At 66.8% G+C, this 22,902-nt stretch carries 25 protein-coding genes; 17 read left to right on the top strand and 8 right to left on the bottom strand.

What is annotated here, in order from left to right; all coding sequences use genetic code 11:
- Window positions 1-58: 58 nt before the first annotated feature.
- On the bottom strand, window positions 59-2,776 hold the full coding sequence (acnA, locus tag LPW26_RS13755; RefSeq protein WP_238736042.1) for an aconitate hydratase AcnA: 2,718 nt from the start codon (window positions 2,774-2,776) through the stop codon (window positions 59-61).
- A gap of 214 nt (window positions 2,777-2,990) precedes the next feature.
- Between acnA and ccmA the strand changes: the two genes are divergently transcribed.
- The 8 genes from ccmA (at window position 2,991) to LPW26_RS13795 (ending at window position 8,121) form a co-directional block, all read left to right on the top strand.
- A complete protein-coding gene (ccmA, locus tag LPW26_RS13760; protein WP_238735946.1) occupies window positions 2,991-3,593 on the top strand; it encodes a heme ABC exporter ATP-binding protein CcmA in 603 nt (200 codons plus the stop codon).
- 289 nt (window positions 3,594-3,882) lie between these two features.
- Complete coding sequence (ccmB, locus tag LPW26_RS13765; RefSeq protein WP_238735947.1) at window positions 3,883-4,551, top strand: heme exporter protein CcmB; 669 nt, start codon at window positions 3,883-3,885, stop codon at window positions 4,549-4,551.
- Window positions 4,552-4,640: 89 nt separating this feature from the next.
- On the top strand, window positions 4,641-5,021 hold the full coding sequence (locus tag LPW26_RS13770; RefSeq protein ID WP_238735948.1) for an MbcA/ParS/Xre antitoxin family protein: 381 nt from the start codon (window positions 4,641-4,643) through the stop codon (window positions 5,019-5,021).
- Window positions 4,981-5,745 (top strand): RES family NAD+ phosphorylase, encoded by a 765-nt coding sequence (locus tag LPW26_RS13775; protein WP_238735949.1) that lies wholly within the window; start codon window positions 4,981-4,983, stop codon window positions 5,743-5,745. The genes LPW26_RS13770 and LPW26_RS13775 overlap by 41 nt, the downstream gene beginning before the upstream one ends.
- A 178-nt stretch (window positions 5,746-5,923) precedes the next feature.
- On the top strand, window positions 5,924-6,658 hold the full coding sequence (locus LPW26_RS13780) for a heme ABC transporter permease (RefSeq protein WP_238735950.1): 735 nt from the start codon (window positions 5,924-5,926) through the stop codon (window positions 6,656-6,658).
- Window positions 6,658-6,834 (top strand): heme exporter protein CcmD, encoded by a 177-nt coding sequence (ccmD, locus tag LPW26_RS13785; protein ID WP_238735951.1) that lies wholly within the window; start codon window positions 6,658-6,660, stop codon window positions 6,832-6,834. The genes LPW26_RS13780 and ccmD overlap by 1 nt, the downstream gene beginning before the upstream one ends.
- Window positions 6,831-7,424: a DsbE family thiol:disulfide interchange protein gene (locus LPW26_RS13790; RefSeq protein ID WP_238735952.1), complete on the top strand. Its 594-nt coding sequence runs from the start codon at window positions 6,831-6,833 to the stop codon at window positions 7,422-7,424. Before ccmD ends, LPW26_RS13790 begins: the two co-directional genes overlap by 4 nt.
- A 304-nt stretch (window positions 7,425-7,728) precedes the next feature.
- Window positions 7,729-8,121: a ComEA family DNA-binding protein gene (locus LPW26_RS13795; protein WP_238735953.1), complete on the top strand. Its 393-nt coding sequence runs from the start codon at window positions 7,729-7,731 to the stop codon at window positions 8,119-8,121.
- 253 nt (window positions 8,122-8,374) lie between these two features.
- On the opposite strand, the gene LPW26_RS13800 is transcribed toward LPW26_RS13795, so the two are convergent.
- Together LPW26_RS13800 and ftsY are read right to left on the bottom strand one after the other, a co-directional pair.
- Entirely contained in the window at window positions 8,375-8,977 is a 603-nt protein-coding gene (locus LPW26_RS13800; RefSeq protein WP_238736043.1) for a septation protein A, read from the bottom strand.
- Between the two features lie 11 nt (window positions 8,978-8,988).
- Window positions 8,989-9,933: a signal recognition particle-docking protein FtsY gene (gene ftsY / locus LPW26_RS13805; protein WP_238735954.1), complete on the bottom strand. Its 945-nt coding sequence runs from the start codon at window positions 9,931-9,933 to the stop codon at window positions 8,989-8,991.
- 28 nt (window positions 9,934-9,961) lie between these two features.
- Between ftsY and LPW26_RS13810 the strand changes: the two genes are divergently transcribed.
- The gene (locus tag LPW26_RS13810) at window positions 9,962-10,861 is read left to right on the top strand and encodes an RluA family pseudouridine synthase (RefSeq protein ID WP_238735955.1); all 900 of its coding nucleotides are present in this window, start codon (window positions 9,962-9,964) and stop codon (window positions 10,859-10,861) included.
- A 156-nt stretch (window positions 10,862-11,017) separates the two neighbouring features.
- Here the strand turns inward: LPW26_RS13810 and mtaB are convergent, their stop codons facing one another.
- The gene (gene mtaB / locus LPW26_RS13815) at window positions 11,018-12,286 is read right to left on the bottom strand and encodes a tRNA (N(6)-L-threonylcarbamoyladenosine(37)-C(2))-methylthiotransferase MtaB (RefSeq protein ID WP_238735956.1); all 1,269 of its coding nucleotides are present in this window, start codon (window positions 12,284-12,286) and stop codon (window positions 11,018-11,020) included.
- On the bottom strand, window positions 12,286-13,167 hold the full coding sequence (dapF, locus tag LPW26_RS13820; protein WP_238735957.1) for a diaminopimelate epimerase: 882 nt from the start codon (window positions 13,165-13,167) through the stop codon (window positions 12,286-12,288). Before dapF ends, mtaB begins: the two co-directional genes overlap by 1 nt.
- 194 nt (window positions 13,168-13,361) lie before the next feature.
- Between dapF and LPW26_RS13825 the strand changes: the two genes are divergently transcribed.
- Together LPW26_RS13825 and LPW26_RS13830 are read left to right on the top strand one after the other, a co-directional pair.
- Window positions 13,362-14,105, top strand: coding sequence for a GyrI-like domain-containing protein (locus LPW26_RS13825; protein ID WP_238735958.1), 744 nt, complete (start codon window positions 13,362-13,364; stop codon window positions 14,103-14,105).
- Complete coding sequence (locus LPW26_RS13830; protein ID WP_238735959.1) at window positions 14,102-14,821, top strand: SIMPL domain-containing protein; 720 nt, start codon at window positions 14,102-14,104, stop codon at window positions 14,819-14,821. The genes LPW26_RS13825 and LPW26_RS13830 overlap by 4 nt, the downstream gene beginning before the upstream one ends.
- 177 nt (window positions 14,822-14,998) lie before the next feature.
- On the opposite strand, the gene LPW26_RS13835 is transcribed toward LPW26_RS13830, so the two are convergent.
- From LPW26_RS13835 to LPW26_RS13845, 3 genes are read right to left on the bottom strand one after another with little or no spacing between them, the layout of a single operon-like run.
- A complete protein-coding gene (locus tag LPW26_RS13835) occupies window positions 14,999-16,060 on the bottom strand; it encodes an MBL fold metallo-hydrolase (RefSeq protein ID WP_238735960.1) in 1,062 nt (353 codons plus the stop codon).
- Between the two features lie 4 nt (window positions 16,061-16,064).
- Entirely contained in the window at window positions 16,065-16,475 is a 411-nt protein-coding gene (locus LPW26_RS13840) for a type II toxin-antitoxin system VapC family toxin (protein ID WP_238735961.1), read from the bottom strand.
- Window positions 16,476-16,724 (bottom strand): type II toxin-antitoxin system prevent-host-death family antitoxin, encoded by a 249-nt coding sequence (locus tag LPW26_RS13845; RefSeq protein WP_238735962.1) that lies wholly within the window; start codon window positions 16,722-16,724, stop codon window positions 16,476-16,478.
- Window positions 16,725-16,989: 265 nt separating this feature from the next.
- Here LPW26_RS13845 and ffh point away from each other — a divergent pair, with 265 nt between their 5' ends.
- From ffh to leuC, 6 genes are all read left to right on the top strand, one after another.
- Complete coding sequence (gene ffh, locus LPW26_RS13850; RefSeq protein WP_238735964.1) at window positions 16,990-18,534, top strand: signal recognition particle protein; 1,545 nt, start codon at window positions 16,990-16,992, stop codon at window positions 18,532-18,534.
- Between the two features lie 168 nt (window positions 18,535-18,702).
- Window positions 18,703-19,035, top strand: coding sequence for a 30S ribosomal protein S16 (gene rpsP, locus LPW26_RS13855; protein ID WP_238735966.1), 333 nt, complete (start codon window positions 18,703-18,705; stop codon window positions 19,033-19,035).
- A 6-nt stretch (window positions 19,036-19,041) separates the two neighbouring features.
- Window positions 19,042-19,590 (top strand): ribosome maturation factor RimM, encoded by a 549-nt coding sequence (gene rimM / locus LPW26_RS13860; protein ID WP_238735968.1) that lies wholly within the window; start codon window positions 19,042-19,044, stop codon window positions 19,588-19,590.
- Window positions 19,591-19,862: 272 nt separating this feature from the next.
- Window positions 19,863-20,609, top strand: coding sequence for a tRNA (guanosine(37)-N1)-methyltransferase TrmD (trmD, locus tag LPW26_RS13865; protein WP_238735969.1), 747 nt, complete (start codon window positions 19,863-19,865; stop codon window positions 20,607-20,609).
- Window positions 20,610-20,722: 113 nt separating this feature from the next.
- Window positions 20,723-21,118, top strand: a complete 396-nt coding sequence (gene rplS / locus LPW26_RS13870) for a 50S ribosomal protein L19 (RefSeq protein WP_011439250.1) — start codon at window positions 20,723-20,725, stop codon at window positions 21,116-21,118.
- Window positions 21,119-21,416: 298 nt separating this feature from the next.
- Window positions 21,417-22,826, top strand: coding sequence for a 3-isopropylmalate dehydratase large subunit (gene leuC / locus LPW26_RS13875; protein WP_238735970.1), 1,410 nt, complete (start codon window positions 21,417-21,419; stop codon window positions 22,824-22,826).
- The last annotated feature ends 76 nt before the right edge of the window (window positions 22,827-22,902 follow it).

Genomic DNA, 22,902 nt, shown 5'->3' on the forward strand with positions numbered 1-22,902 from the left:
TTCGCAGTGAGGCTTTTCGGCCACGCTTGGGGCCGAGGAACTCGCTTAGGCCGCTCGCTTAGGCAGCGAGCTTGCGCAGCACGTAATGCAGGATGCCGCCGTTACGATAGTACTCCAGCTCGTCGAGCGTATCGATGCGGCACAGCAGAGGCACGCGGCGCGTCTTGCCGGCCGCCGACTTGATCTCGGCCTCCAGCATCTGCCGCGGCTTGAGATCGCCCTGCAGACCCTTGATGGTGACCGTCTCGTCGCCCTTGAGGCCGAGCGACGACCACGAGGTGCCGTCCTCGAAGGTCAGCGGCAGCACGCCCATGCCGACCAGGTTCGAACGATGGATGCGCTCGAAGCTCTCGCAGATCACGGCGCGGACGCCGAGCAGGCGGGTGCCCTTCGCGGCCCAGTCGCGCGACGAACCGTTGCCGTATTCGGCGCCGGCGAACACGACGAGCGGCACCTGCTCGGCCTGGTACTTCATGGCGGCGTCGTAGATCGACATCTGCTCGCCGTCCGGCCAGTGCTTGGTCAGGCCGCCTTCCGGGATGTTGCCGTCGGCGCCCTTCAGCATGAAGTTCTTGATGCGGATGTTGGCGAAGGTGCCGCGCATCATGACTTCGTGGTTACCACGACGCGTGCCGTACTGGTTGAAGTCGGCCGGGCGCACCTGGTGCTCCGACAGATACTTGCCGGCCGGCGACGTCAGCTTGATCGAACCCGCCGGCGAGATGTGGTCGGTGGTGATCTTGTCGCCGAACAGCGCCAGGATGCGGGCGTCGACCACGTCGACGATCGGCTCCGGCTGCATCTTCATGCCTTCGAAGTAAGGCGGATTCTGCACGTAGGTCGACGACATGTTCCACTTGTAGGTCTCAGAGTCGACCGTCTTGATCTTGCGCCAGTTGGTGTCGCCCTTGAACACGTCGGCGTAGCGCGCCTTGAAGATCTTCGACGTCACGTACTTCTTGACGAAGGCGTTGATCTCCTTGGTGGTCGGCCAGATGTCCTTCAAATAGACGGGCTTGCCGTCACGGCCGGTGCCGATCGGGTCGACCGAGAGATTCTTGGTCACGGTGCCGGCCAGCGCGTAGGCGACCACCAGCGGCGGCGAGGCCAGATAGTTCGCCTGCACGTCCGGCGAGACGCGGCCTTCGAAATTGCGGTTGCCCGACAGCACCGCCGCGGCGACGATGCCGTTGTCGTTGATCGACTTCGAGATCTCCTCCGGCAGCGGGCCGGAATTGCCGATGCAGGTGGTGCAGCCGAAGCCGACCAGATTGAAGCCGACCTTATCGAGGTCCTTCTGCAGGCCCGAATTCGCCAGATACTCGGCGACGACCTGCGAGCCCGGGGCCAGCGAGGTCTTGACCCACGGCGCGGACTTCAGCCCCTTTGCGGCGGCATTGCGGGCCAGCAGGCCGGCGCCGATCAACACGCTCGGGTTCGAGGTGTTGGTGCAGGAGGTGATCGCGGCGATCACCACGTCGCCATGGCCGAGGTCGAAATTGCGGCCGTCGACCGGATAGCGCACGCCGTCCAGCGCTTTCTTGTACTCGGTCTCCATCGCGGCGGTGAAGCCTTCGGCGACTGCGGGCAGCGCGACGCGGCCCTCGGGACGCTTCGGCCCGGCCAGCGACGGCACCACGTCGGCGAGGTCGAGTTTCAACGTCACGGTGAACACCGGGTCCGGCGACTTGGCGGTGCGGAACAGCCCCTGCGCCTTGGCGTATTTCTCGACCAGGGCGACACGCGCCGAGGCGCGGCCGGAGGTCTTGAGATAGCCGAGGGTTTCGGCGTCGACCGGGAAGAAGCCGCAGGTCGCGCCGTATTCCGGCGCCATGTTGGCGATGGTCGATTTGTCGGCGACCGACAGATGGTCGAGGCCGGGGCCGAAGAACTCGACGAACTTGCCGACCACGCCCTGCTTGCGCAGCATCTGCGTCACGGTCAGCACCAGATCGGTGGCGGTGACGCCCTCTTTCAGCGCGCCGCTCAGCTTGAAGCCGACCACTTCGGGCAGCAGCATCGACAGCGGCTGGCCGAGCATCGCGGCTTCCGCCTCGATGCCGCCGACGCCCCAGCCGAGCACGGCGAGGCCGTTGACCATGGTGGTGTGCGAATCGGTGCCGACCAGCGAATCCGGATAGGCGACTTCGAACGTGCCGGTCTTGCGGCCGATCGTCATCTTCTGCTTCCGGGTCCACACCGTCTGCGCCAGATATTCGAGATTGACCTGATGGCAGATGCCGGTGCCGGGCGGCACCACCGAGAAGTTCGAGAACGCCTTCTGGCCCCACTTCAGGAACTCGTAGCGCTCCTGGTTCTGCTTGTACTCCTCGGTGACGTTCTTGCCGAACGCCTTGTTGTCACCGAAGAAGTTGACGATCACCGAGTGGTCGATGACGAGGTCGACCGGGACCAGCGGGTTGATCTTTTCGGCGTCGCCGCCGAGCGCCTGCATGGCGTTGCGCATCGCCGCCAGATCGACCACCGCGGGAACGCCGGTGAAATCCTGCATCAGCACGCGCGCCGGGCGGAAGGCGATTTCGTGCTCGAGCTTCTTCTTCCGCATCCACTTGGCGACCGCCATGATGTCGGCCTTCTTGACGGTGCGGTCGTCCTCGTTGCGCAGCAGATTTTCCAGCAGCACCTTCATCGAGTACGGCAGGCGGGAGATGCCTTTCAGGCCGTTCTTCTCGGCGGCAGGCAGGCTGTAATAGACGTAAGACTTGCTGCCGACCTTGAGGATCTTCCGGCATTTGAAGCTGTCGAGCGAGGTCATGTAAGGCGGTCCCAGGATTTTTCGTTGTCGACGGGCAGGCGGTGGGCCGACGCCAGAGGAGAAGCCGTCCGGCTTGCAGGCGTCGATGGTGTGCTGCATCAAGTTCCGGCTTATAGAACCTTTCCAGATGCACCGCCAGTTCGACAATGACTAGCGGCGGCATCGTTTATGAGCAAGACGAACCCGCTGCGACAACCCAACAGGCGAACGACGAATGCGGCTGCGTGGACTGGGCCTGCGATGCATCCGAGGCGGCCGTGAGGTATTCGACGGACTCGACTTCGAGGTCGCGCACGGCGAAGCGCTGGCGCTGGTCGGACAGAACGGCGCAGGCAAGACGTCGCTGCTGCGACTGATCGCCGGACTGCTGCAACCGGCCGCTGGTAGCATCACGGTCGACGGCGGCGAACCCGACACGCCGGTCGCCGAACAGGCGCATTATCTCGGCCATCGCGACGCCCTCAAGCCATCACTCAGCGTCAGCGAAAATCTGGCGTTCTGGCGCGAGTTCCTCGGCGGCGAAACCACGGACCTCGCGGCCGCGATCACCGCGGTCGGGCTCGGCCACGCGGCGGAACTGCCGGCTGCTTACCTCTCCGCCGGGCAGCGCCGGCGGCTGTCGATCGCTCGCCTACTGGTGGTGCGCCGGCCGATCTGGCTGCTCGACGAGCCGACCTCCGCGCTGGATGCAAAGGGGCAAGAGCTGTTCGTGACCCTGATGAGAGATCACCTCACCCGCGGCGGACTGATCGTCGCGGCGACGCATCTGCCGCTCGGGATCGAGGCGCGCGAGATGCGGATCGGAGTGAGGGCATGAGCGAGCGGGTCATGAGTTGGTCTACAGCTGCAGCTCTTCCATCGCACGCGCTGTGCTCGGGGACCCCCACCCCCGACCCCTCCCCGCAAGGGGGAGGGGGGACGAGGCGCCGTGCCATTTCGTTCTCTCGTAACTCCGACTTCCTCTCGGGATCCACTGACTGCACCTCTCCATCCGCTCCCCTCGCGGCCCCCAGGCTCCCCTCCCCCTTGCGGGGAGGGGTCGGGGGTGGGGGTGCCGCGGGGAACGGCATTCGTCATGGACACCCGCGCGCCGCAGGAGCCGTCCGATGACTGCGCTCGGCGCCATCATCCGTCGCGACATCGCGATCGCGCTGCGGGTCGGCGGCGGGGCGCTGATCGGGGTGCTGTTCTTTCTCACCGTCGTGGTGCTGATGCCGTTCGCGGTCGGGCCCGACCTCAACCTGCTGCAGCGGCTCGGGCCGGCGATCCTGTGGCTCGGCGCGCTGCTGGCCAGCCTGCTGACGCTCGACCGGCTGTTCACCGCCGACGCCGAGGATGGCTCGCTCGACCTGATCGCGATGAGCCGCACCCCGCTGGAACTGACCTGCGCCGCCAAGGCGCTGGCGCATTGGGTGGCCACCGGCCTGCCGCTGATCGTCGCGACCCCGGTGCTCGGCCTGCTGCTCAACCTCGACGGCAGCGCCTCGCTGGCCGTGATGGCGACGCTGCTGGCCGGAACCCCGGCCCTGACCTTCACCGGCATGATCGGCGCGGCGCTGGCGGTGACGTTGCGCCGCGGCGGCTTGCTGCTGGCCGTATTGGTGCTGCCGCTGGCGATCCCGGTGCTGATCTTCGGCGTCGCCGCCTCGCAAGCCGCAATCGTCGGCCCAGTGCCGTTCGGCACGCCGTTCTCGATCCTGTGCGCGCTGTCGCTGGCCAGCCTGGTGATCGGCCCGATCGCAGCCGCCGCCAGCCTCAGACAGGGGCTGGATTAGTCGCCTCGGGAACCGATGAACGCGATACGGGTTCATCTTGTGAGAGAAAGAAAGATCACCTATTCTTTCTTGAGCAAGAGGAGTGCGAAATGATCGCCGTCCTGAACCGGTCCCCGGCCGTATCCGATAAAGGCCAGGTGCTCACCAAGGCCACCATCAAGGCGGCCGAACGCCTCGGCCTGTCGCAGAAGGCGCTGGGCAACGTCATCGGTCTGTCGGAATCGGTGGTCTCGCGGATGAAGAGCGGCGACTACGTGCTGGGTGGGGGTAAGCCTTACGAGCTCGCCGCGCTGTTAGTCCGGCTGTACCGCTCGCTCGATGCCATCGTGGCCGGGGACGAGATCGCTGCGCGCGCGTGGATGAAGAACCACAACCTCGCGCTGCGGGGATCGCCGGCCGAACTGATCCAGAAAATCCAGGGGCTGTTTCATGTCGTCCAGTACCTGGATACGCGACGCGCTCCGGTCTGAGCAGGCGAGGCTTTCGGGACGGTTCTGGCGCATCGTCGAGGCGCAGCATCAATCGGCGACGATGAAGCTGACGGACTCGCTCGAGGAACAGGCGCTGCTCGAGGAAATCGTCGAGGAGACCAAACCGCCGATTCCGCCGGACTGCGATGGCCTCGACTTCCTGCTGATGACGCCGTTCCGCTACAGCGCCATGAACCCCTGGGGCTCGCGCTTTCGGCGACCCAATGCCGAGGCTGGCGTGTTCTATGCGTCCGCGCATCCATCGACCGCGATCGCCGAGGCGGTGTTTCACCGCCTGACATTCTTCGCCGAATCGCCCGGCACGCCGTGGCCGCAGAACCCGGCCGAATACACCGCTTTCGCGGTCGAGCTGACCTCGGAGCGCGCGCTCGATCTCACCGTGCGGCCGCCGCACGACATCGCCACGATCATGAGCCTTCAGAATTACGCCGCCGGGCAGGCGTTCAGCGAAGCGGCGCGGGCGGACGGCGGCAAGATCATCAAGTATCCTTCGGTCCGCGACCCGCAGGGCGGCGCCAACGTCGCGGTGCTGACGCCGCACGCATTCGGCGCCAGGGCGCCGGTCGAACGCCAGAGCTGGCGCATCCACCTCGACCGCAACGGCGCGCGCGCGTTCTGCGAAGCGCCGCGCAGCTCGCTTGCGTTCGGCCGTACTGCGTTCAACGCCGATCCACGCATGAGCGGGTTGGTGTGGGACCGCTGAGGCGCGATCGACGCCCGGCCACATCTCCGGTTTGGCCCGGATGCCGCCGCAAGCCCGCAGCCGCTAACTTGCTGCGGTGCGATAGCCCGGCGGCCCGGACTATCGTCGCGATCAACTCCGCAGCAGGTTCTGCGCGGCGTCATTGCCTGCGGCCGCCCGCCCCATTATCAGGAACGACATGACGCTGACCGAACTCGCCAATCCGACCCGGTTCCTGTCGCTCGCGGGCCGCCTGCTGCCGTGGCTCGCGGGGCTGACGGTGCTGCTGCTGGCCATCGGTCTTATCCAGTCGATGCTGGCGCCGGACGACTACCAGCAGGGCGCCACCGTCAAGATCATGTTCGTGCACGTGCCGAACGCCTGGCTGGCGATGTTCGTCTGGGGGGTGATGAGCGTCGCCTCGCTCGGCACGCTGGTGTGGCGGCATCCGCTCGCCGACGTCGCCGCCAAGACCGCCGCCCCGATCGGCGCCGCCTTCACGTTCCTGGCGCTGCTCACCGGCTCGCTGTGGGGCCGGCCGATGTGGGGCACCTATTGGGAATGGGATGCGCGGCTGACCTCGATGCTGATCCTGTTCCTGATGTATCTCGGCCTGATCGCGCTGTGGCGCGCGGTCGAGGACCCGTCCCGTGCCGCCCGCGCCGCCGCGGTGCTGACGCTGGTCGGCGCCATCAACCTGCCGATCATCAAGTTCTCGGTCGACTGGTGGAATACGCTGCACCAGCCGGCGTCGGTGATGCGGATCGGCGGGCCGGCGCTCGACAAATCGTTCCTGATGCCGCTGCTGGTGATGGCGATCGGCTTCTCGCTGTTGTTCCTGACGCTGCACATCGCGGCGATGCGCAACGAGATCCTGCGCCGCCGGGTGCGCTCGCTGCAGATGATGCAGGCCAGCCGCGCAGAGGCCGCGTGATGTTCGGTCGCTACGCGGAGTTCATCGTCTCGTCCTACGCCGCCACCGCGCTGGTGGTGGCGATCCTGACCGCCTGGGTGGTGATCGATTATCGCCGCCAGAAAGCGCGGCTGCGCGACCTCGAAGCCCGCGGCGCGACGCGGCGCTCCGGCCGCAGCGCGACGGACATGTCATGAGCACGCCCGTCACCGACTCCGCTTCGCCGAAGCGGCGCTCCTGGCTGGTGGTGCTGCCGGTGCTGGTGTTTGCGGGGCTGGCGGTGCTGTTCTGGTTCAGGCTCGGCGACCGCGACATCTCCAAGATTCCCTCGGTGCTGATCGGCCGCGAAGCGCCGCAGACCGTGCTGCCGCCGCTCGAGGAGCTGGCCCGCGACGGCACGCCGGTGCCGGGCATCGCGCCGGCGCTGTTCGCCGGCAAGGTCAGCGTCGTCAATGTCTGGGCGTCGTGGTGCGTGCCCTGCCACGACGAGGCGCCGCTGCTGACCGCGCTCGGCGACGACCGGCGCATTCAGATCGTCGGCATCAACTACAAGGACAAGCCCGACAACGCCCGCCGCTTCCTCGGCCGCTACGGCAATCCGTTCGCCGCCGTCGGCGTCGACGCCAATGGCCGCGCCGCGATCGACTGGGGCGTCTACGGGGTGCCGGAAACCTTCGTGGTCGGCCGCGACGGCAGGATTGCCTACAAGCTGGTCGGCCCGATCACGCCGGATAATCTCGACAAGATACTCAAGCCCGAGATCGAGAAGGCGCTGGCGAAGTCCTAACAGCGTTCATCCTCACCCCCTCCCCGACCGCCGCGAGCCCCCTCTCCCGCTCGCGGGAGAGGACTGGGGTGAGGGAGCCCCAAGCAGTGACTCAGCGACTCGCGGAGCGGAGTGCCCTCACCCGCCGCGCTTCGCGCGTCGACCTCCCCCGCAAGCGGGGGAGGTCGCGCTGCGCCGCGTGGACAGCTCGCCCCACGCAAATAATTATCAGCGTTTATCGGCGGTTCATTTGACCGCCATGGACCCGCCATGAATCGACGGCTAGCTTGGTTGCATTACTAACAACGTCCGTGGAGGACACCCCATGCGTACTTCGAAGCTGCGCCACCTCGCCCTCGCTCCGCTCGCCGCCGCGCTGGCATTCGGCCTGCTCGCCAGCGGCCCGGTGATGGCCCAGGGCACCCAGACCGCGCCGTCCGGCACCATGGCGCCGCCGCCCAAGGCCGATACCAAGATGGCCCCGGCCAAAGACAGCAAGATGGCGCCCGCCAAGGCGGAGAAGACCGAGCTGCTCGATATCAACTCGGCCACCGCCGAACAGCTCGACGCACTCCCCGGTGTCGGCAAGGCCTACTCGGCCGCCATCATCAAGGGCCGCCCCTACAAGGGCAAGGACGAGCTGGTGCAGAAGAAGATCGTCCCCGAGAAGACCTACGAGGGCATCAAGGACAAGATCATCGCGAAGCAGAAGAGCTGAGCGGGGGCGCAATCCGTCGCCACGACTTAACACGTCATGCCCGGGCTTGACCCGGGCATCCATCACTTCAAGAAGGATGGATTGCCGGGTCAAGCCCGGCAATGACGGCTGTGGAGATAGTGCCGAAGCCCTTCTACCAATCCGAGCCGTCATTGCGAGGAGCGTAGCGACGAAGCAATCCAGCGCCGTGTACTGAGCTGGATTGCTTCGCTGCGCTCGAAATGACGGGGAGGGGCCGCCCGGAAAATCGCGCTTAGCGCCCCGACACGTCGCCTTCGTCGGACGCGCTCTTGTCGAGCGTCGCGGGTTCGGCGGTGTAGCGCTTGGCCAGCGGCATCTGCAGCATGGCAAACGCCATGGTGAGCGGGATCATGCCGAACACCTTGAACGACACCCAGAACTCGGTCGACTGCGTCCGCCACACCGTCTCGTTCAGCACCGCCATCGCGGCGAAGAACAAGGCCCAGCGCGCCGTCAGCTTGCGCCAGCCTTCCGGCGTCAGGTTGAACACCTGGTCGAACAGGATGGCGATGAAGCTGCGGCCGAACAGCAGGCCGCCACCGAGCACCGCGGCGAACAGCGCGTACACGATGGTCGGCTTCATCTTGATGAAGGTCTCGTCGTGCAGCACCAGCGTCAGCGTGCCGAACACCAGCACCACCACGGCGGTGACGATCGCCATGATCGGCACGTGCTTCGTCACCACATAGGACGCGATGATGGCGGCGATTACCGCCACCATGAAGGCGCCGGTGGCGGCGAATAGATTGAACTTGGCATTGACGAAGAAGAACACCAGCAGCGGGCCGAGTTCGGTCGCCAGCTTGAACAGCGGATGCGGCTGCTTTTTGTCGATCAGTTGGTCGCTCATGCGGCCTCCGTGCCGGCGATCGCCTTGGCGAAATCGCGTGCGGTGAACGGCGCCAGATCGTCGACGCCCTCGCCGACGCCGACGAAATGCACCGGCAGCTTGTGCTTCTCGGCGATGGCGACCAGGATGCCGCCACGCGCGGTGCCGTCGAGCTTGGTCATCACCAATCCAGTCACGCCGGCCGTCTTGGTGAAGGCTTCGACCTGCGACAGCGCGTTCTGGCCGACGGTGGCGTCGAGCACCAGCAGCACCGCATGCGGCGCCGTCGCATCGACCTTCTTGATGACGCGCACGACCTTTTCCAGCTCGTTCATCAGCTCGGCGCGGTTCTGCAGCCGGCCGGCGGTGTCGATCAGCAGCACGTCGCGGCCCTGGTCCTTGGCGGCGGTCAGCGCGTTGAACGCCAAACCCGCGGAGTCCGAGCCCTGCGCGCCGGCGATCACCGGCGTGCCGGTGCGGTCGCCCCAGACCTTGAGCTGCTCGATCGCCGCGGCCCGGAAGGTATCGCCGGCCGCCATCATGACGCTGTGCCCTTCCGCCGCGAAACGGGCCGAGAGCTTGCCGATCGTGGTGGTCTTGCCGGAGCCGTTGACGCCGACCACCAGCACCACGAACGGCTTATGGGCCGTATCGATGGTGAGGGGCTTGGCCACCGGCGCCAGCACCTTCTCGACCTCGGCGGCGACGATCTCCTTGACGTCGCTGGCCGCGATCATCTTGTCGTAGCGGCCCTCGCCGACCGCCGCGGCGATCCGCGCCGCCACCTCGGTGCCGAGATCGGCGCGCAGCAGCACGTCCTCGATCTCCTCGAGCATCGCCCGGTCGAGCTTGCGCTTGGAAATCAGATCGGTGAGCGCCGTGCCGATCTGGCTCGACGTCCGTTTCAGTCCGCTGGACAGCCGCCGCCACCAGCTCGTTTTGCCATTTTCCGTGTCACTCATCAGGGCGCTGTGTTAGCCGTTTCGGACCATGAACGAAAGCCACGCAGATCAATTCGACGTGCCGGAACTGACGCCGGACGAGATCCAGGCGCGGGTGCTGCATCGCGACGGCCTGATGCTGGTGATCGACAAGCCGCCCGGCCTGCCGGTGCATCGCGGCCCGAAGGGCGGCCCCAACCTCGAAGCCTCGTTCGACGCGCTGCGCTTCGGCCTGCCGCGCCCGCCGGTGCTGGCGCATCGGCTCGACCGCGACACCTCCGGCTGCCTGGTGCTCGGCCGCCACCGCAAGGCCACCGCCACGCTGGGATTGCTTTTCAAACACAGCAAGATTTCCAAGACCTATTGGGCGATCGTCGAGGGCGGCCCGGTCGAGGACGAAGGCAGCATCGACCTCCCGATCGGCCGCCTCAACGCCGAACGCGGCTGGTGGCAGAAGATCGATCCGGAAGGTCTGCCGTCGCTGACGAAATGGCGGGTGATGGGGCGATCCTTCTCCCCTCCCCCTTGCGGGGAGGGGTTGGGGGTGGGGGTCGACAACGGGACGCTCACCTCGGGGCTCCCTCACCCCAACCCTCTCCCGCAAGCGGGAGAGGGAGCTCGCCCTGCGCGGGGCGAGGCTGATGATCTGTCTCGCAAGCCGGGCGCGATCGTCGGCGCCCCGCCTCCGACACATCTGACCTGGCTGGCGCTCGAGCCGATCACCGGCCGCACCCATCAGTTGCGGGTGCATTGCGCCGCGATGGGCTGGCCGATCGTCGGCGACAACATCTACGGCAACGGCCCCCGCTTCGGCGAACCGCGGCTGCACCTGCATGCCCGCGAGATCGTCATCCCGCTGTCGCGCAACAAGCCGCCCGTGGTGGTGACGGCACAGCCACCGGCGCACATGCATCCGCGGCTGCAAGCGTGCGGATGGGCGGGCGATTAGTTCGCGCGCGCCCACCCCATCCACAAACCGTCATCCCCGCGAAGGCGGGGATCCAGTATTCCAGAGCGCTGCTGTTAGTAGTAAGCGAGCGCTCTGGGATACTGGGTCGTCCGGACAAGCCGGACGATGACGTCGGCGGATGAGGCAATGCCGCGCTCACACGGTGAGCTTGGCTCCATCATGGCCACGGATGGCCATCGCTCGCACTTCACCCGGAACTCCGCCTTCGATCGCGACTGGGATGAAGTGCTCCGTCCGGCCCTGCGTGGCGCTTTCGATCAGCACCGCGCGGGTGGCGCCGATTTCCGCCTGCAGGCGCCGCGCCAGCGCCGCTTCGCCGGCGGCACGCAGACGCGCGGCGCGGTCGCGAATGACGCGGCCGTCGAGCTGCGGCATTCGCGCGGCCGGGGTGCCGGGGCGTTTGGAATAGGGGAAGACGTGCAGGAAGGTGAGGCCGCAGTCCTCGACCAGATCCAGCGAGCGCTGAAACATCTCATCGGTTTCGGTCGGAAAGCCGGCGATCAGATCGGCGCCGAGAACGATGTCCGGCCGTAGCCGGCGGACCTCATTGCAGAATGCCACGGCGTCGGAGCGGGCGTGCCGCCGCTTCATCCGCTTCAGGATCAGATCGTCGCCGGCCTGCAGCGACAGATGCAGATGCGGCATCAGCCGCTCTTCACTGGCCAGCGCGTCGATCAGGTCGCGGTCGACCTCGACCTGATCGATCGAGGAGATCCGCAGGCGCTGCAGCTCGGGAACGTGGCGTAAGACTTTCTTAACCAGCGTGCCGAGCTTCGGCGCGCCCGGCAGGTCGGCGCCGTAGCTGGTGAGGTCGACGCCGGTCAGCACGATCTCGGCATGGCCGCGCTCGGCCAGCGCGCGAACCTGATCGACCACCGCGCCGACCGGCACCGAGCGCGAATTGCCGCGGCCGAACGGGATGATGCAGAAGGTGCAGCGATGGTCGCAGCCGTTCTGCACCTGCACGAACACCCGCGGCAGCCCGCGCTGATACCCATCGACGAGATGCGGCGCCATTTCGCGCACCGCCATGATGTCGGCGACGGCGATCTTCTGCTCGCGCCCCAGCCCGAACGCGTCGGCGTCGAACGCCGTCCGCGCCGCGCGCCAGGCGTCGCCGCGCATCTTGTCGTCATTGCCGATGACGCGGTCGACTTCGGCCATTGCGGCGAAGGTCGCGGGCTCGGTCTGCGCCGCGCAGCCGGTGACGACGATGCGCGCACCGGGCCGCGCGCGCTTCAGCTTGCGGATCTGCTGGCGCGCCTGCGCGACCGCCTCATTGGTGACGGCGCAGCTGTTGACCACAATCGTATCAGCGAGGCCGGCGCCCTCCGCCTCGCGGCGGATCACTTCGGATTCGAACGCGTTGAGGCGGCAGCCGAAGGTGACGATCTCGACCGTCATCAGGCCGGATTGGAATTAAGCGACGGCGCGAACAGCGCCGAATCGAACCGGCCTTCAAACTCGAACTCGGCCCCGCCCGTCATCAGCACGTGATTGTCGGGCTCGCGCCACTCGATGGTGAGTTGGCCGCCCGGCAGCGTCATCTCGACGACACGGTTCGTCCGCCGCAGCCGCGCCGCCGCCACCGCCGTCGCGCACGCCGCCGAGCCGCAGGCCTTGGTCAGCCCGGCGCCGCGCTCCCAGGTCCGCATCGTGATGTGATCGCGATCGACGATGTGGGCGAGCGTGATGTTGGCGCGCTCCGGAAACATCGGATGGTTTTCGAGCAGCGGCCCGAACTTGCCCAGATCGTAAGCCTCGATGTCGTCGACCCAGAACACAGCATGCGGGTTGCCCATGCTGACCACCGACGGCGTATGCAGGATCGGCGCGTCGATCGGGCCGATCTGCAGCTCGATGCCGCGGGTGTCGCGAAACTCTTCGGCGAGCGGAATGTCCTGCCAGCCGAACTTCGGCTCGCCCATATCGACGGTGAACAGCCCCTCGGCCGGACCGCGCCAGCAATTGAGCAGGCCGGCGCGGGTCTCGAAGGTCAGGCCCTGCTTGTCGCTGCCGGCGAACATCTGCGAGGCGACGCAGCGCATGCCGTTGCCGCAGGCGCCGGATTCCGAGCCGTCATTGTTGTAGATGCGGACGAACGCCTCGGTGCCGGGCAGCCGCGCCGGCTGCAGCAGCATCAGCTGATCGTAAGGCACATGCGCCGCCACCGCGCGGGCGTCGTCGGGTGTCACCGGCGCGGTCTGGTCGCGCAGGTCCACCACCACGATCTCGTTGCCGATACCGTTCATCTTGGCAAACAGGCGATTGTCCAGTGCGCTCATGCTCGATGTCCTTGTCGCGCCTATATGGCGAAGGACGGCGGCTTTGGCCAGTCCGCCACAGTCAAGCCACATGCCGATCGCAAGGGACGAAGGCGCCTGCCGGATGTTAGGAAGGACGCGGCGCCGATGATCCGCCGGGCGCGTGCGGATCGCGGCGATCGGCAGCGTCCGCTGCGGCCAGGGAGACATTTGGAATGAACCGCCCCCGCTTGATCCGCCCCGTTTGGCTCGGGCTCACCTCCGCGGCGGCTTTGCTGCTCGGCGTCACCGGCGTGCTCGCCCAGACCGAAACCAAGCCCGCCGACACGCCACCGGCCGCGGCAACGCCGGCTCCGGCGACGCCTTCTGTGCCGGCCCCGCCCGCAACGCCGGCCACACCAGCAGCGCCCGCCACGCCGCCGGCCGCAACCGAGACGCCTGCAACGCCGCCGCCCGCCGCCCAGGCGCCGACCACGCCGCCCGCCAAGGTGCAAACCGCCGATCCGTTCGGCGAGGAGATCACGCTGGAGCCGAAGTCCGCGGTGATCATGAAGGGCAAGGCGAGCTGGGACAGCGCCTTCGAGGCGTTGATGGAGGCGTTCAAGGCGATCACCGCAACGCTGGACAAAGCCGGCCTCAAGCCCAACGGCAATCCGATGATCGTCTACACCTCGACAGACGACAACGGCTTCACCTTCCAGGCCGAGATGCCGGTGCCGGAAACGCCGAAGAACCTGCCGAAGACGATGAGCATGGGCACCACGCCGGACGGCAAGGCGCTGAAGTTCGTCCACCGCGGTTCGTACGACAATATGGACAACACCTACGAGGCGATCACCAACCACCTCGACGACAAGAAGATCGAGGCCAAGGACACCTTCGTGGAAGAGTACCTCACCGATCCGCTGACCACCGCGGAAGACAAACTGATCATCAACGTTTATGTGCCGATGAAATGATGCAACTTCGCTCTCTGCTCGCTGCCGTCGCCCTCTCCGTCGTCGCTGCCGCGCCGCTGCATGCGCAGCCGGCACCGCCGCCGCCGCAACCGCAGCAGCCGGCCATCACGGTGGTCGGCGAGGCCCGCAAATCGGTCGCGCCGGACATCGCCCAGATCGAGGCCGGCGTCTCCAATATGGCCAAGACCGCCCGCGGTGCCGCCGAGGCGAACAATCTGGCGATGGGCAAGGTGCTGCTCGAGCTGAAGAACGCCGGGCTCGACGGCAAGGACATCCAGACCTCGCGGCTGTCGATCCAGCCGCAATACGCCTCCTCCAACCGGCCCGGCCCCACCGAGATCAACGGTTATCTGGCCAGCAACATGGTGACCGTGCAGGTGCGCGACATCGCCCGGGTCGCCAACCTGATCGACACGCTGGTGCAGGCCGGCGCCAACGAGATCCGCGGCATCAGCTTCCGCGTCGCCGATCCGTCCAAGGTGCTGGACGACGTCCGCGCCGAGGCGGTCGCCGACGCCCGCCGCAAGGCCGAGATCTACGCCCGCGCCGCCGGCGTCACCCTCGGCGCGCCGGTGGTGATCACCGAGGACGCGCAGCCGGGCGTCGCGCCGATGCGCAAGATGGCGATGACGCAATCCGCCAGCGCCCCCATTGCGCCCGGCGAAGAAGCGCTGAGCGTCACCGTGCTGGTGAGCTGGGCGATCAAGACGCCGTAGCTGCGGCAGCTATTGATGACGGCGTAGCCCCAAGTCCGTCATTGCGAGCCAACGGGTCGGCGCAAAGCGCCGCCCGATGACAGGCTCCGCGAAGCAATCCATCTCCGTGCACGCGGCGTGGATTGCTTCGTCGCTTCGCTCCTCGCAATGACGGAGATTTGCCCCTTTGGGCGACCATCAAATCTCGAACACCTGCCCGGGCTTCAGCACCTGGAAGCGCTCCCGCGGGACGCTGGCGGCATCGAGCGCCGCGGTCAGATCCTGCTCCGGCGCGTCGATCGCCTCGTCGGTGAGCTGGAATGTGTAGTGGTGATTGGCGAGCGCCTGCTGCGCCCCGCAATCTGCTAGCGCCATTACGGCATCCGCCGGATTCATGTGCTGATCCTTCATGAACCAGCGCGGCTCGTAGGCGCCGATCGGCAGGATCGCCAGCCGCAGCGGCCCATGCTGAGCGCCCACATTCCGGAAGTGCTTGCCTTCGCCATAGCCGGAATCGCAGACCACATAGATATTGCCGGCCGGCGTCTCCAGAACGAAGCTCGCCCACAGCGCGCGGTTGCGATCGAACGCGCCGCGCGCGGTCCAGTGCCGGGTCGGGACCAGCGTCACCGCGACGCTGTCGCCGAGCACGACGCGGTCCTGCCAATCGTAGGCTTCGGCGCGGATAGCCTTATCGTGGCCTGTCATGGTGAGATCGTTGCCGAGCGGCGTGATCACCCGCGGCGCATGCGTCGCCGCAAGTCGCGACAGCGTCGCGAGATCGAGGTGATCGTAATGGCCGTGCGACACCAGCACGATGTCGATCTTGGGCAGCTTGTCGAACGCGATGCCCGGATCGTTGTGACGCTTCGGCCCGGCGAAACTCACCGGCGACACCCGCTCGGACCACACCGGGTCGACCAGGATGTTGAGCCCGCCGGTCTGGATCAGCCAGCTCGCATGGCCGACATAAGACAGCCGCGCGGTGCCGCCTGTGACCCGCGGCGGCGGCGTATCGGCGAACGGACTCGGCACCCAATCGGCCCATCTGGACGGCTTGGTAGTTAACCGCCAGCGCAACACGTCCAGCCAGCCCTTCGGCGGCACGCCGTCACGGTCGAAGAAGCGCTCACCGTCGAAATGATCGGTGATCGGGCCCTTATACGAGGTCATGCGGGATACCCAGAAAGAGGACAGGCCGGCGGTCGTAGCGAGGCCGGCGATGCTCGCCAGAAGGCGGCGGCGGGTGATCAACGTCATACGCTCATGCGCCGACCAGCCCGACGCCTTCGGCCTCCGCGGCCCGGACAAGCGCCTTGTCGAGCGTCGCCAGCTCGATCCGCTCGCGCTGTGCGAGTTCGAGATAGGCGGCGTCGTAGAAGGTCAGGCGATGGCGCTGGGCCAGCTCGAACAGCGCGTTCGACGATGATGGAAGGCGATCAAATGTGATGGCCGCGCGATTGATGCGGTCCAACACGCGTTTGATCTGCTGATTGTCGATACGACCTCGCCTCGATCCGATCAATAAGGCGTTCCGGAGTTCAAACCAGAACAGCGCGGGTGCCACCGCGGTTGCACTGCCTTGGAGGCGTGCAAACGCGGCATCGGCGACGGACTCATCCTCATCGTCGAAATAATAGGCCGCCGCGACGGGGGCATCGAGCACGAAGCGCATTTAGAAGCGACGACCTTCGTCACGCCAAGCGATAATCTCTTCTGCGGTAGCTGGCCCAGACTTCTTGCGCAGCTCTTTCAGTTCTTCGATAGCTCGCCGGGCATCCGCCCGATTGCTTTCGTCAAACGGAGGTGCCAGCTCAACCGACCGCACCCCCTCACGGCTGATCGTAACCGTCTCGCCCCGCTCGACCTCGTCGAGCAGTTCCGCGATATTGGCGCGCGCATTCGCCAAACTGACGTGCTTCATATGCCTCGCCCTCGTTAAGCACCGGATATATAGCAGCTTTTCGATTGCCCAACAGTCCCCGCCAAGACCTGAAGCGCCGCAATTCTTGACTTTCCGGCGTCGTCGCGTGTAGATGCCGGCGAAATCTCGGAAAGTTCTCTTTTCGATCCGCCGACCGGTCCTCGAGGCCGGAGGCCAACGTCCGACAGCGCGATGCGCCCTCGGGCGCCATAAGTGTTTGCTTCTGTAGGCCTTTCACCGAAGGGCCGTCGCTGGAATTGGGCCGATGTTCGACAATCTGTCGGAAAAGCTTGGTGGCATTCTCGATCGGCTGACCGGGCGCGGTGCGCTCAGCGAGGCCGATGTCGATGCGGCGATGCGCGAGATCCGCCGCGCGCTGCTGGAAGCCGACGTCGCGCTCGAAGTGGTGCGCTCGTTCACCGACAAGGTCCGCGAGCAGGCGATCGGCGCCACCGTGGTCAAGTCGGTCAAGCCCGGCCAGATGGTGGTCAAGATCGTCAATGACGAGCTGATCGCCATGCTGGGCTCCGAAAGCCAGGCGATCGACCTCAACGCCGTGCCGCCGGTGCCGATCATGATGGTCGGCCTGCAGGGCTCCGGCAAGACCACCACCACCGCCAAGCTGGCGCGCCGCATGACCGAGCGCGACAAGCGCAAGGTGCTGATGGCGTCGCTCGACGTCTATCGCCCGGCCGCCATGGAGCAGCTCGCGGTGCTCGGCCGCGACCTCGAGATCGACACGCTGCCGATCGTCGCCGGCCAGAAGCCGCCGGATATCGCGCGCCGCGCGATGGAAGCCGGCAAGCTCGGCGGCTACGACGTTGTGCTGCTCGACACCGCCGGCCGCACCACGCTCGACGAAGACATGATGAGCGAGGCGGCCGAGATCAAAGCCGCCGCCAATCCGCACGAAGTGCTGCTGGTCGCGGACTCACTGACCGGTCAGGACGCCGTCAACCTCGCCCGCGCGTTCGATCAGCGCGTCGGCCTCACCGGCATCGTGCTGACGCGAATCGACGGCGATGGCCGCGGCGGCGCCGCGCTGTCGATGCGCGCCGTCACCGGCAAGCCGATCAAGCTGATGGGCACCGGCGAAAAGACCGATGCGCTCGAAGACTTTCACCCCAGCCGTATCGCCGGCCGCATCCTCGGCATGGGCGATATCGTCTCGCTGGTCGAGAAAGCCGCCTCGACGCTCGACGCCGAGAAGGCCGCCGCCGTCGCCGAGAAGATGCGCAAGGGCAAGTTCGACTTGGCCGACATGCGCGAACAGCTGCTGCAGATGTCCAAGATGGGCGGCATCGGCGGGCTGATGGGGATGATGCCGGGCATCTCCAAGATGAAGAACCAGATCGCCGCCGCCGGCGTCGACGACAAGGTTCTGCTCCGCCAGGTCGCGATCATCGATTCGATGACCCGCGACGAGCGCAAGAACCCCGACATCCTCAAGGCCAGCCGTAAAAAGAGGATCGCCGCCGGCGCCGGCATCAAGGTCGAGGACGTCAACAAGCTGCTGAAAATGCACCGCAACATGGCCGACATGATGAAGGCCGTGGGCCGCGGCAAAGGCGGCCCGATGGCCGGCTTCGCCAAGGCGATGGGTTTTGGCGGCGGCATGCCGTCGGCCGACGAGATCAAGGCGATGCAGGAGAAGATGAAGGGCGGCGAGATGCCCGGCGGCCTGCCCGAATTGCCGAAGGATCTGCCCGCCAGCCTGCGCGGCGGCCTGCCCAATCTGCCCGGCCTCACCGGCCTGCCCGGCAAGCCGACGCTGCCGGGCCTCGGCGGCCTGTTCGGGAAAAAGAAATGAGTCGGCGAGCAATCACCTCTCTTTTGTCATTCCGGGGCGCCGCGCAGCGGCGAACCCGGAATCTCTCTCGCAGAACAGCTCGGGATTCCGGGTTCGCGCTACGCGCGCCCCGGAATGACGAACTAACTATTCACTGAAACACACCGAACCCCACCTCAGGAGAACTTCATGTCCGTCGTCATCCGCCTCGCGCGCGCTGGTACCAAGAAGCGCCCGTTCTACCACGTCGTCGTCGCCGACTCGCGCTTCCCGCGCGACGGCCGCTTCATCGAGCGCCTCGGCTACTTCAACCCGCTGATGGCGAAGGACAACGAAGCCCGCCTCAAGCTCGACCTCGACAAGGTCAAGGACTGGCTCGCCAAGGGCGCGCAGCCGTCCGACCGCGTCGCCCGCTTCCTCGACGTCACCGGCGTCAAGAAGCGTGAAGCGCGCAACAACCCGGAAAAGGCCGTGCCGCGCAAGGAGCGCAAGGCCGCCGCCGAAGCCGCCGCCAAGAAGTAAGCGCCGGTGCCGTCCGGGCAGACCTCCGACGCCCGGCAAGTCTGCGTCGCCCGGATCGGTGCGCCGCACGGCGTGCGCGGTGCGGTGCGGCTGTGGAGCTTCACCGCCGATCCGTTCGCGGTGAACGACTACGGGCCGCTCGCCACCAAGGACGGGGCGCGGTCGTTCGAGATCGCGACCGCGCGCGAGGCCAAGGACCATCTGGTGGTGACGCTGAAGGGCGTCACCACGCGCGACGAGGCCGAGCGCCTCAACGGCATCGAGCTCTACGTGCCGCGCGACGCGCTGCCGCCCACCGATGAAGATGAGTACTACCACGCTGATTTGATCGGCCTCGCCGCGGTCACCACCGCCGGCGAGCCGCTCGGCCGTGTGGTGGCGCTGCATGATTTCGGCGCCGGCGACATCATCGAGATCGCGCCTCCCTCGGGCCCGACGCTGCTGCTGCCCTTCACCAACGCGGTGGTCCCGACCGTCGACCTCGCGGCCGGCCGGGTGATGATCGAACCGCCGGGCGAGATCGAAGGCGACACGCCGAACCATCCGGAGGCGTAGCCTCACGCAATCCCGTGTCCCGGACGCGACGCACCACGCCGTGCTGCCTCGCAGATCCGGGACCCCGGTAGCTTGCTTCGCCGGCTCCAAAAAACGGGGCGCCGGATCTGCAGCGCATCACGCCTTCGGCGCGCTGCGCTTTGTCCGGGGCTCGGTGATGTAGTAATCGTCGTCATCGCCGGGCTTGACCCGGCGATCCATCCTCTTGCGAAGAAGATGGATGCCCGGATCAAGTCCGGGCATGACGTCTAAATTCGCTGCACGGCCTCCTCATGACCTGGCGAGCCACTGTTCTGACCCTGTTTCCGGAGATGTTTCCCGGCCCGCTCGGCGTCAGCCTGGCGGGGCGGGCGCTGGCGTCCGAGGTCTGGGCGCTGGAGGCGCGCGACATCCGTGACTCGGCCATGGACCGGCACCGCAGCGTCGACGACACCCCGGCCGGCGGCGGCCCCGGCATGGTGCTTCGCGCCGACGTTCTGGCGGCGGCGATCGATGCGGCGGATGCGACGTCCGAGCGCCCCCGCCTGGTGATGAGCCCGCGCGGCCGGCCGCTGACCCAGGCGCGGGTCGCGGACCTCGCCGCCGGCCCCGGCCCGCTGATTGTCTGCGGCCGGTTCGAGGGCATCGACCAGCGGGTGATCGACGCCCGCCAGCTCGAGGAAGTTTCGATCGGCGACTATGTGCTGTCCGGCGGCGAGATCGCCGCGATGGCGCTGATCGACGCCTGCGTCCGGCTGCTGCCGGGCGTGATGGGCAAGCTGGAGTCCTCCACCGAGGAGAGCTTTTCGGCCGGTCTGCTGGAGTATCCGCAGTACACGCGGCCGCAATTGTTCGAGGACCGCCCGATCCCCGAGGTCCTGACGTCGGGCGACCACGCCAAGGTCGCGGCGTGGCGGCAGGCCGAGGCCGAAGCCCTGACCAGGGCCCGCCGGCCCGACCTCTGGGCGCTCCGGCCGGCGCAAATCACGGGTCCGAAAAGCGAATCGCGAAAATCACCAAAAAACAAGACGGACGGGTGACAAACCCCCAGGATTGCCGTATAGCACCGGCAAATCCGTGCAATGGCAGGACAGTGGATCTTCGCGCAGCCCGCGCCGGGATGGTCGGGCGCGCCGCCGATGGAGAATTACCGATGAACCTCATTCAGACGCTCGAAAAAGAGCAGTTCGACAAGCTGTCCGCCGGCAAGACGATTCCGGAGTTCGGTCCCGGCGACACCGTGATCGTCAACGTGAAGGTCGTCGAAGGCGAGCGTTCGCGTGTGCAGGCCTATGAGGGCGTGTGCATCGGCCGCTCCGGCGGCGGCATCAACGAAAGCTTCACCGTGCGCAAGATTTCGTACGGCGAAGGCGTCGAGCGCGTATTCCCGCTGCTGTCCCCGATGATCGACTCGATCAAGGTGGTGCGCCGCGGCAAGGTGCGTCGCGCCAAGCTGTATTACCTGCGCAACCTGCGTGGTAAGTCGGCCCGCATCGTCGAGAAGAAGCAGGACCGCCCGGCCAAGGTCGCCGCTGGCGCCGCCGAGTAATCAGCTTCGTCGACTGAAGTTTCGAAAGCGCGGCCTTCGGGTCGCGCTTTTTTGTTGCGCCTGCCGTGCTCCCCTGCGCGACCTCGGCACATTGTCGGCCGCGCTTGTCGTGCTATATGGATGGAATGTTTCCAGATTGCACCCGCATCGTCCTGGACGACCGCAGCCGCCTGCCGTGGCGGTTTTTCGGCCGGCTGACCACGGCCGCGCTGATTAGCTGATCCGCCGGCGGCGCATCCGCGTCGCGCGATCGCCTCCCTTTTCGACGATTCAAAGATCCTTCCAAAGGACCGACACCATGTCCGCTAAGCCCACCACGCTGTACGACAAGATCTGGAACGACCATCTGGTCCACGAGGCCGACGACGGAACCTGCCTGCTCTACATCGATCGCCATCTGGTGCACGAAGTGACGTCGCCGCAGGCGTTCGAGGGGCTGCGCACCACCGGCCGCAAGGTCCACGCGCCGGAGAAGACGCTGGCGGTGGTCGACCACAACGTGCCGACCAGCGACCGCTCCAAGCCCAATCCCGATCCGGAAAGCGCCGAGCAGATCGCCGCGCTGGCGGAGAACGCGCGTGACTTCGGCGTCACCTACTACAACGAATTCGACAAGCGGCAGGGCGTGGTGCACGTCATCGGCCCGGAGCAGGGCTTCACCCTGCCCGGCACCACCATCGTGTGCGGCGACAGCCACACCTCGACGCACGGCGCGTTTGGCGCTCTGGCGCACGGCATCGGCACCTCCGAGGTCGAGCATGTGCTGGCGACCCAGACGCTGATCCAGAAAAAGGCCAAGAACATGCGCGTGACCGTCGACGGCAAGCTGCCGGACGGCGTCACCGCCAAGGACATCATCCTGGCGATCATCGGCGAGATCGGCACCGCGGGCGGCACCGGCTACGTGCTGGAATACGCCGGCGACGCGATCCGCGCGCTGTCGATGGAAGGCCGCATGACGGTCTGCAACATGTCGATCGAAGGCGGTGCCCGCGCCGGCCTGATCGCGCCGGACCAGCAGGCCTACGACTTCCTCAAGGGCCGTCCGATGGCGCCGAAGGGCGAGCTGTGGGACGCGGCGGTCCGCTATTGGGACACCCTGCGCTCCGACGAGGGCGCGCATTTCGACCACGAGCTGCGGCTCGACGCCGCCAAGCTGCCGCCGATCGTGACCTGGGGCACCTCGCCCGAGGACGTCATCTCGATCACCGGCAAGGTGCCGAATCCGGCCGACATCGCCGACGAGGCCAAGCGGCTCTCCAAGGAGCGGGCGCTGGCCTATATGGGCCTGACGCCGGGCACCAAGATCACCGACATCAAGATCGACCGGATGTTTATCGGCTCCTGCACCAACGGCCGCATCGAAGACCTGCGCGCCGCCGCCAAGGTGGCCGAGGGCAAGACCGTCAACGGCAACGTCAAGGCCATGATCGTGCCGGGCTCCGGTCTGGTGAAGGAGCAGGCCGAGGCCGAAGGGCTCGACAAGATCTTCATCAAGGCCGGCTTCGACTGGCGCGAGCCGGGCTGCTCGATGTGCCTGGCCATGAACCCGGACAAGCTGGCGCCGGAAGAGCGCTGCGCCTCGACCTCGAACCGCAACTTCGAAGGCCGCCAGGGCTTCAAGGGCCGCACCCATCTGGTGTCGCCCGCGATGGCCGCCGCGGCCGCAATCGCCGGCCACTTCGTCGATATCCGGGACTGGCACTAACTGCGCAGCGAATTCATCACCGTCGTCATTGCCGGGCTTGCCCCGGCAATCCATCTTCCAAAGAAGAATGGACCGC

The organism is Rhodopseudomonas infernalis, assembly GCF_022271405.1.
GTDB lineage: Bacteria > Pseudomonadota > Alphaproteobacteria > Rhizobiales > Xanthobacteraceae > Rhodopseudomonas > Rhodopseudomonas infernalis.

Excerpts from the sequence above, each read along its gene's own strand:
- LPW26_RS13840 (WP_238735961.1), bottom strand. The coding sequence starts at position 16,475 with ATGCGCTTCGTGCTCGATGCCCCCGTCGCGGCGGCCTATTATTTCGAC.
- rplS (WP_011439250.1), top strand. The coding sequence starts at position 20,723 with ATGAACCTCATTCAGACGCTCGAAAAAGAGCAGTTCGACAAGCTGTCC.
- ccmD (WP_238735951.1), top strand. The coding sequence starts at position 6,658 with ATGTTCGGTCGCTACGCGGAGTTCATCGTCTCGTCCTACGCCGCCACC.
- LPW26_RS13825 (WP_238735958.1), top strand. The coding sequence starts at position 13,362 with ATGAACCGCCCCCGCTTGATCCGCCCCGTTTGGCTCGGGCTCACCTCC.
- LPW26_RS13845 (WP_238735962.1), bottom strand. The coding sequence starts at position 16,724 with ATGAAGCACGTCAGTTTGGCGAATGCGCGCGCCAATATCGCGGAACTG.
- acnA (WP_238736042.1), bottom strand. The coding sequence starts at position 2,776 with ATGACCTCGCTCGACAGCTTCAAATGCCGGAAGATCCTCAAGGTCGGC.
- LPW26_RS13835 (WP_238735960.1), bottom strand. The coding sequence starts at position 16,060 with ATGACGTTGATCACCCGCCGCCGCCTTCTGGCGAGCATCGCCGGCCTC.
- dapF (WP_238735957.1), bottom strand. The coding sequence starts at position 13,167 with ATGAGCGCACTGGACAATCGCCTGTTTGCCAAGATGAACGGTATCGGC.
- rpsP (WP_238735966.1), top strand. The coding sequence starts at position 18,703 with ATGTCCGTCGTCATCCGCCTCGCGCGCGCTGGTACCAAGAAGCGCCCG.
- LPW26_RS13775 (WP_238735949.1), top strand. The coding sequence starts at position 4,981 with ATGTCGTCCAGTACCTGGATACGCGACGCGCTCCGGTCTGAGCAGGCG.
- LPW26_RS13830 (WP_238735959.1), top strand. The coding sequence starts at position 14,102 with ATGATGCAACTTCGCTCTCTGCTCGCTGCCGTCGCCCTCTCCGTCGTC.
- LPW26_RS13810 (WP_238735955.1), top strand. The coding sequence starts at position 9,962 with ATGAACGAAAGCCACGCAGATCAATTCGACGTGCCGGAACTGACGCCG.
- LPW26_RS13795 (WP_238735953.1), top strand. The coding sequence starts at position 7,729 with ATGCGTACTTCGAAGCTGCGCCACCTCGCCCTCGCTCCGCTCGCCGCC.
- LPW26_RS13780 (WP_238735950.1), top strand. The coding sequence starts at position 5,924 with ATGACGCTGACCGAACTCGCCAATCCGACCCGGTTCCTGTCGCTCGCG.
- leuC (WP_238735970.1), top strand. The coding sequence starts at position 21,417 with ATGTCCGCTAAGCCCACCACGCTGTACGACAAGATCTGGAACGACCAT.
- ccmA (WP_238735946.1), top strand. The coding sequence starts at position 2,991 with ATGCGGCTGCGTGGACTGGGCCTGCGATGCATCCGAGGCGGCCGTGAG.
- ffh (WP_238735964.1), top strand. The coding sequence starts at position 16,990 with ATGTTCGACAATCTGTCGGAAAAGCTTGGTGGCATTCTCGATCGGCTG.
- LPW26_RS13790 (WP_238735952.1), top strand. The coding sequence starts at position 6,831 with ATGAGCACGCCCGTCACCGACTCCGCTTCGCCGAAGCGGCGCTCCTGG.
- ccmB (WP_238735947.1), top strand. The coding sequence starts at position 3,883 with ATGACTGCGCTCGGCGCCATCATCCGTCGCGACATCGCGATCGCGCTG.
- ftsY (WP_238735954.1), bottom strand. The coding sequence starts at position 9,933 with ATGAGTGACACGGAAAATGGCAAAACGAGCTGGTGGCGGCGGCTGTCC.
- LPW26_RS13770 (WP_238735948.1), top strand. The coding sequence starts at position 4,641 with ATGATCGCCGTCCTGAACCGGTCCCCGGCCGTATCCGATAAAGGCCAG.
- trmD (WP_238735969.1), top strand. The coding sequence starts at position 19,863 with ATGACCTGGCGAGCCACTGTTCTGACCCTGTTTCCGGAGATGTTTCCC.
- mtaB (WP_238735956.1), bottom strand. The coding sequence starts at position 12,286 with ATGACGGTCGAGATCGTCACCTTCGGCTGCCGCCTCAACGCGTTCGAA.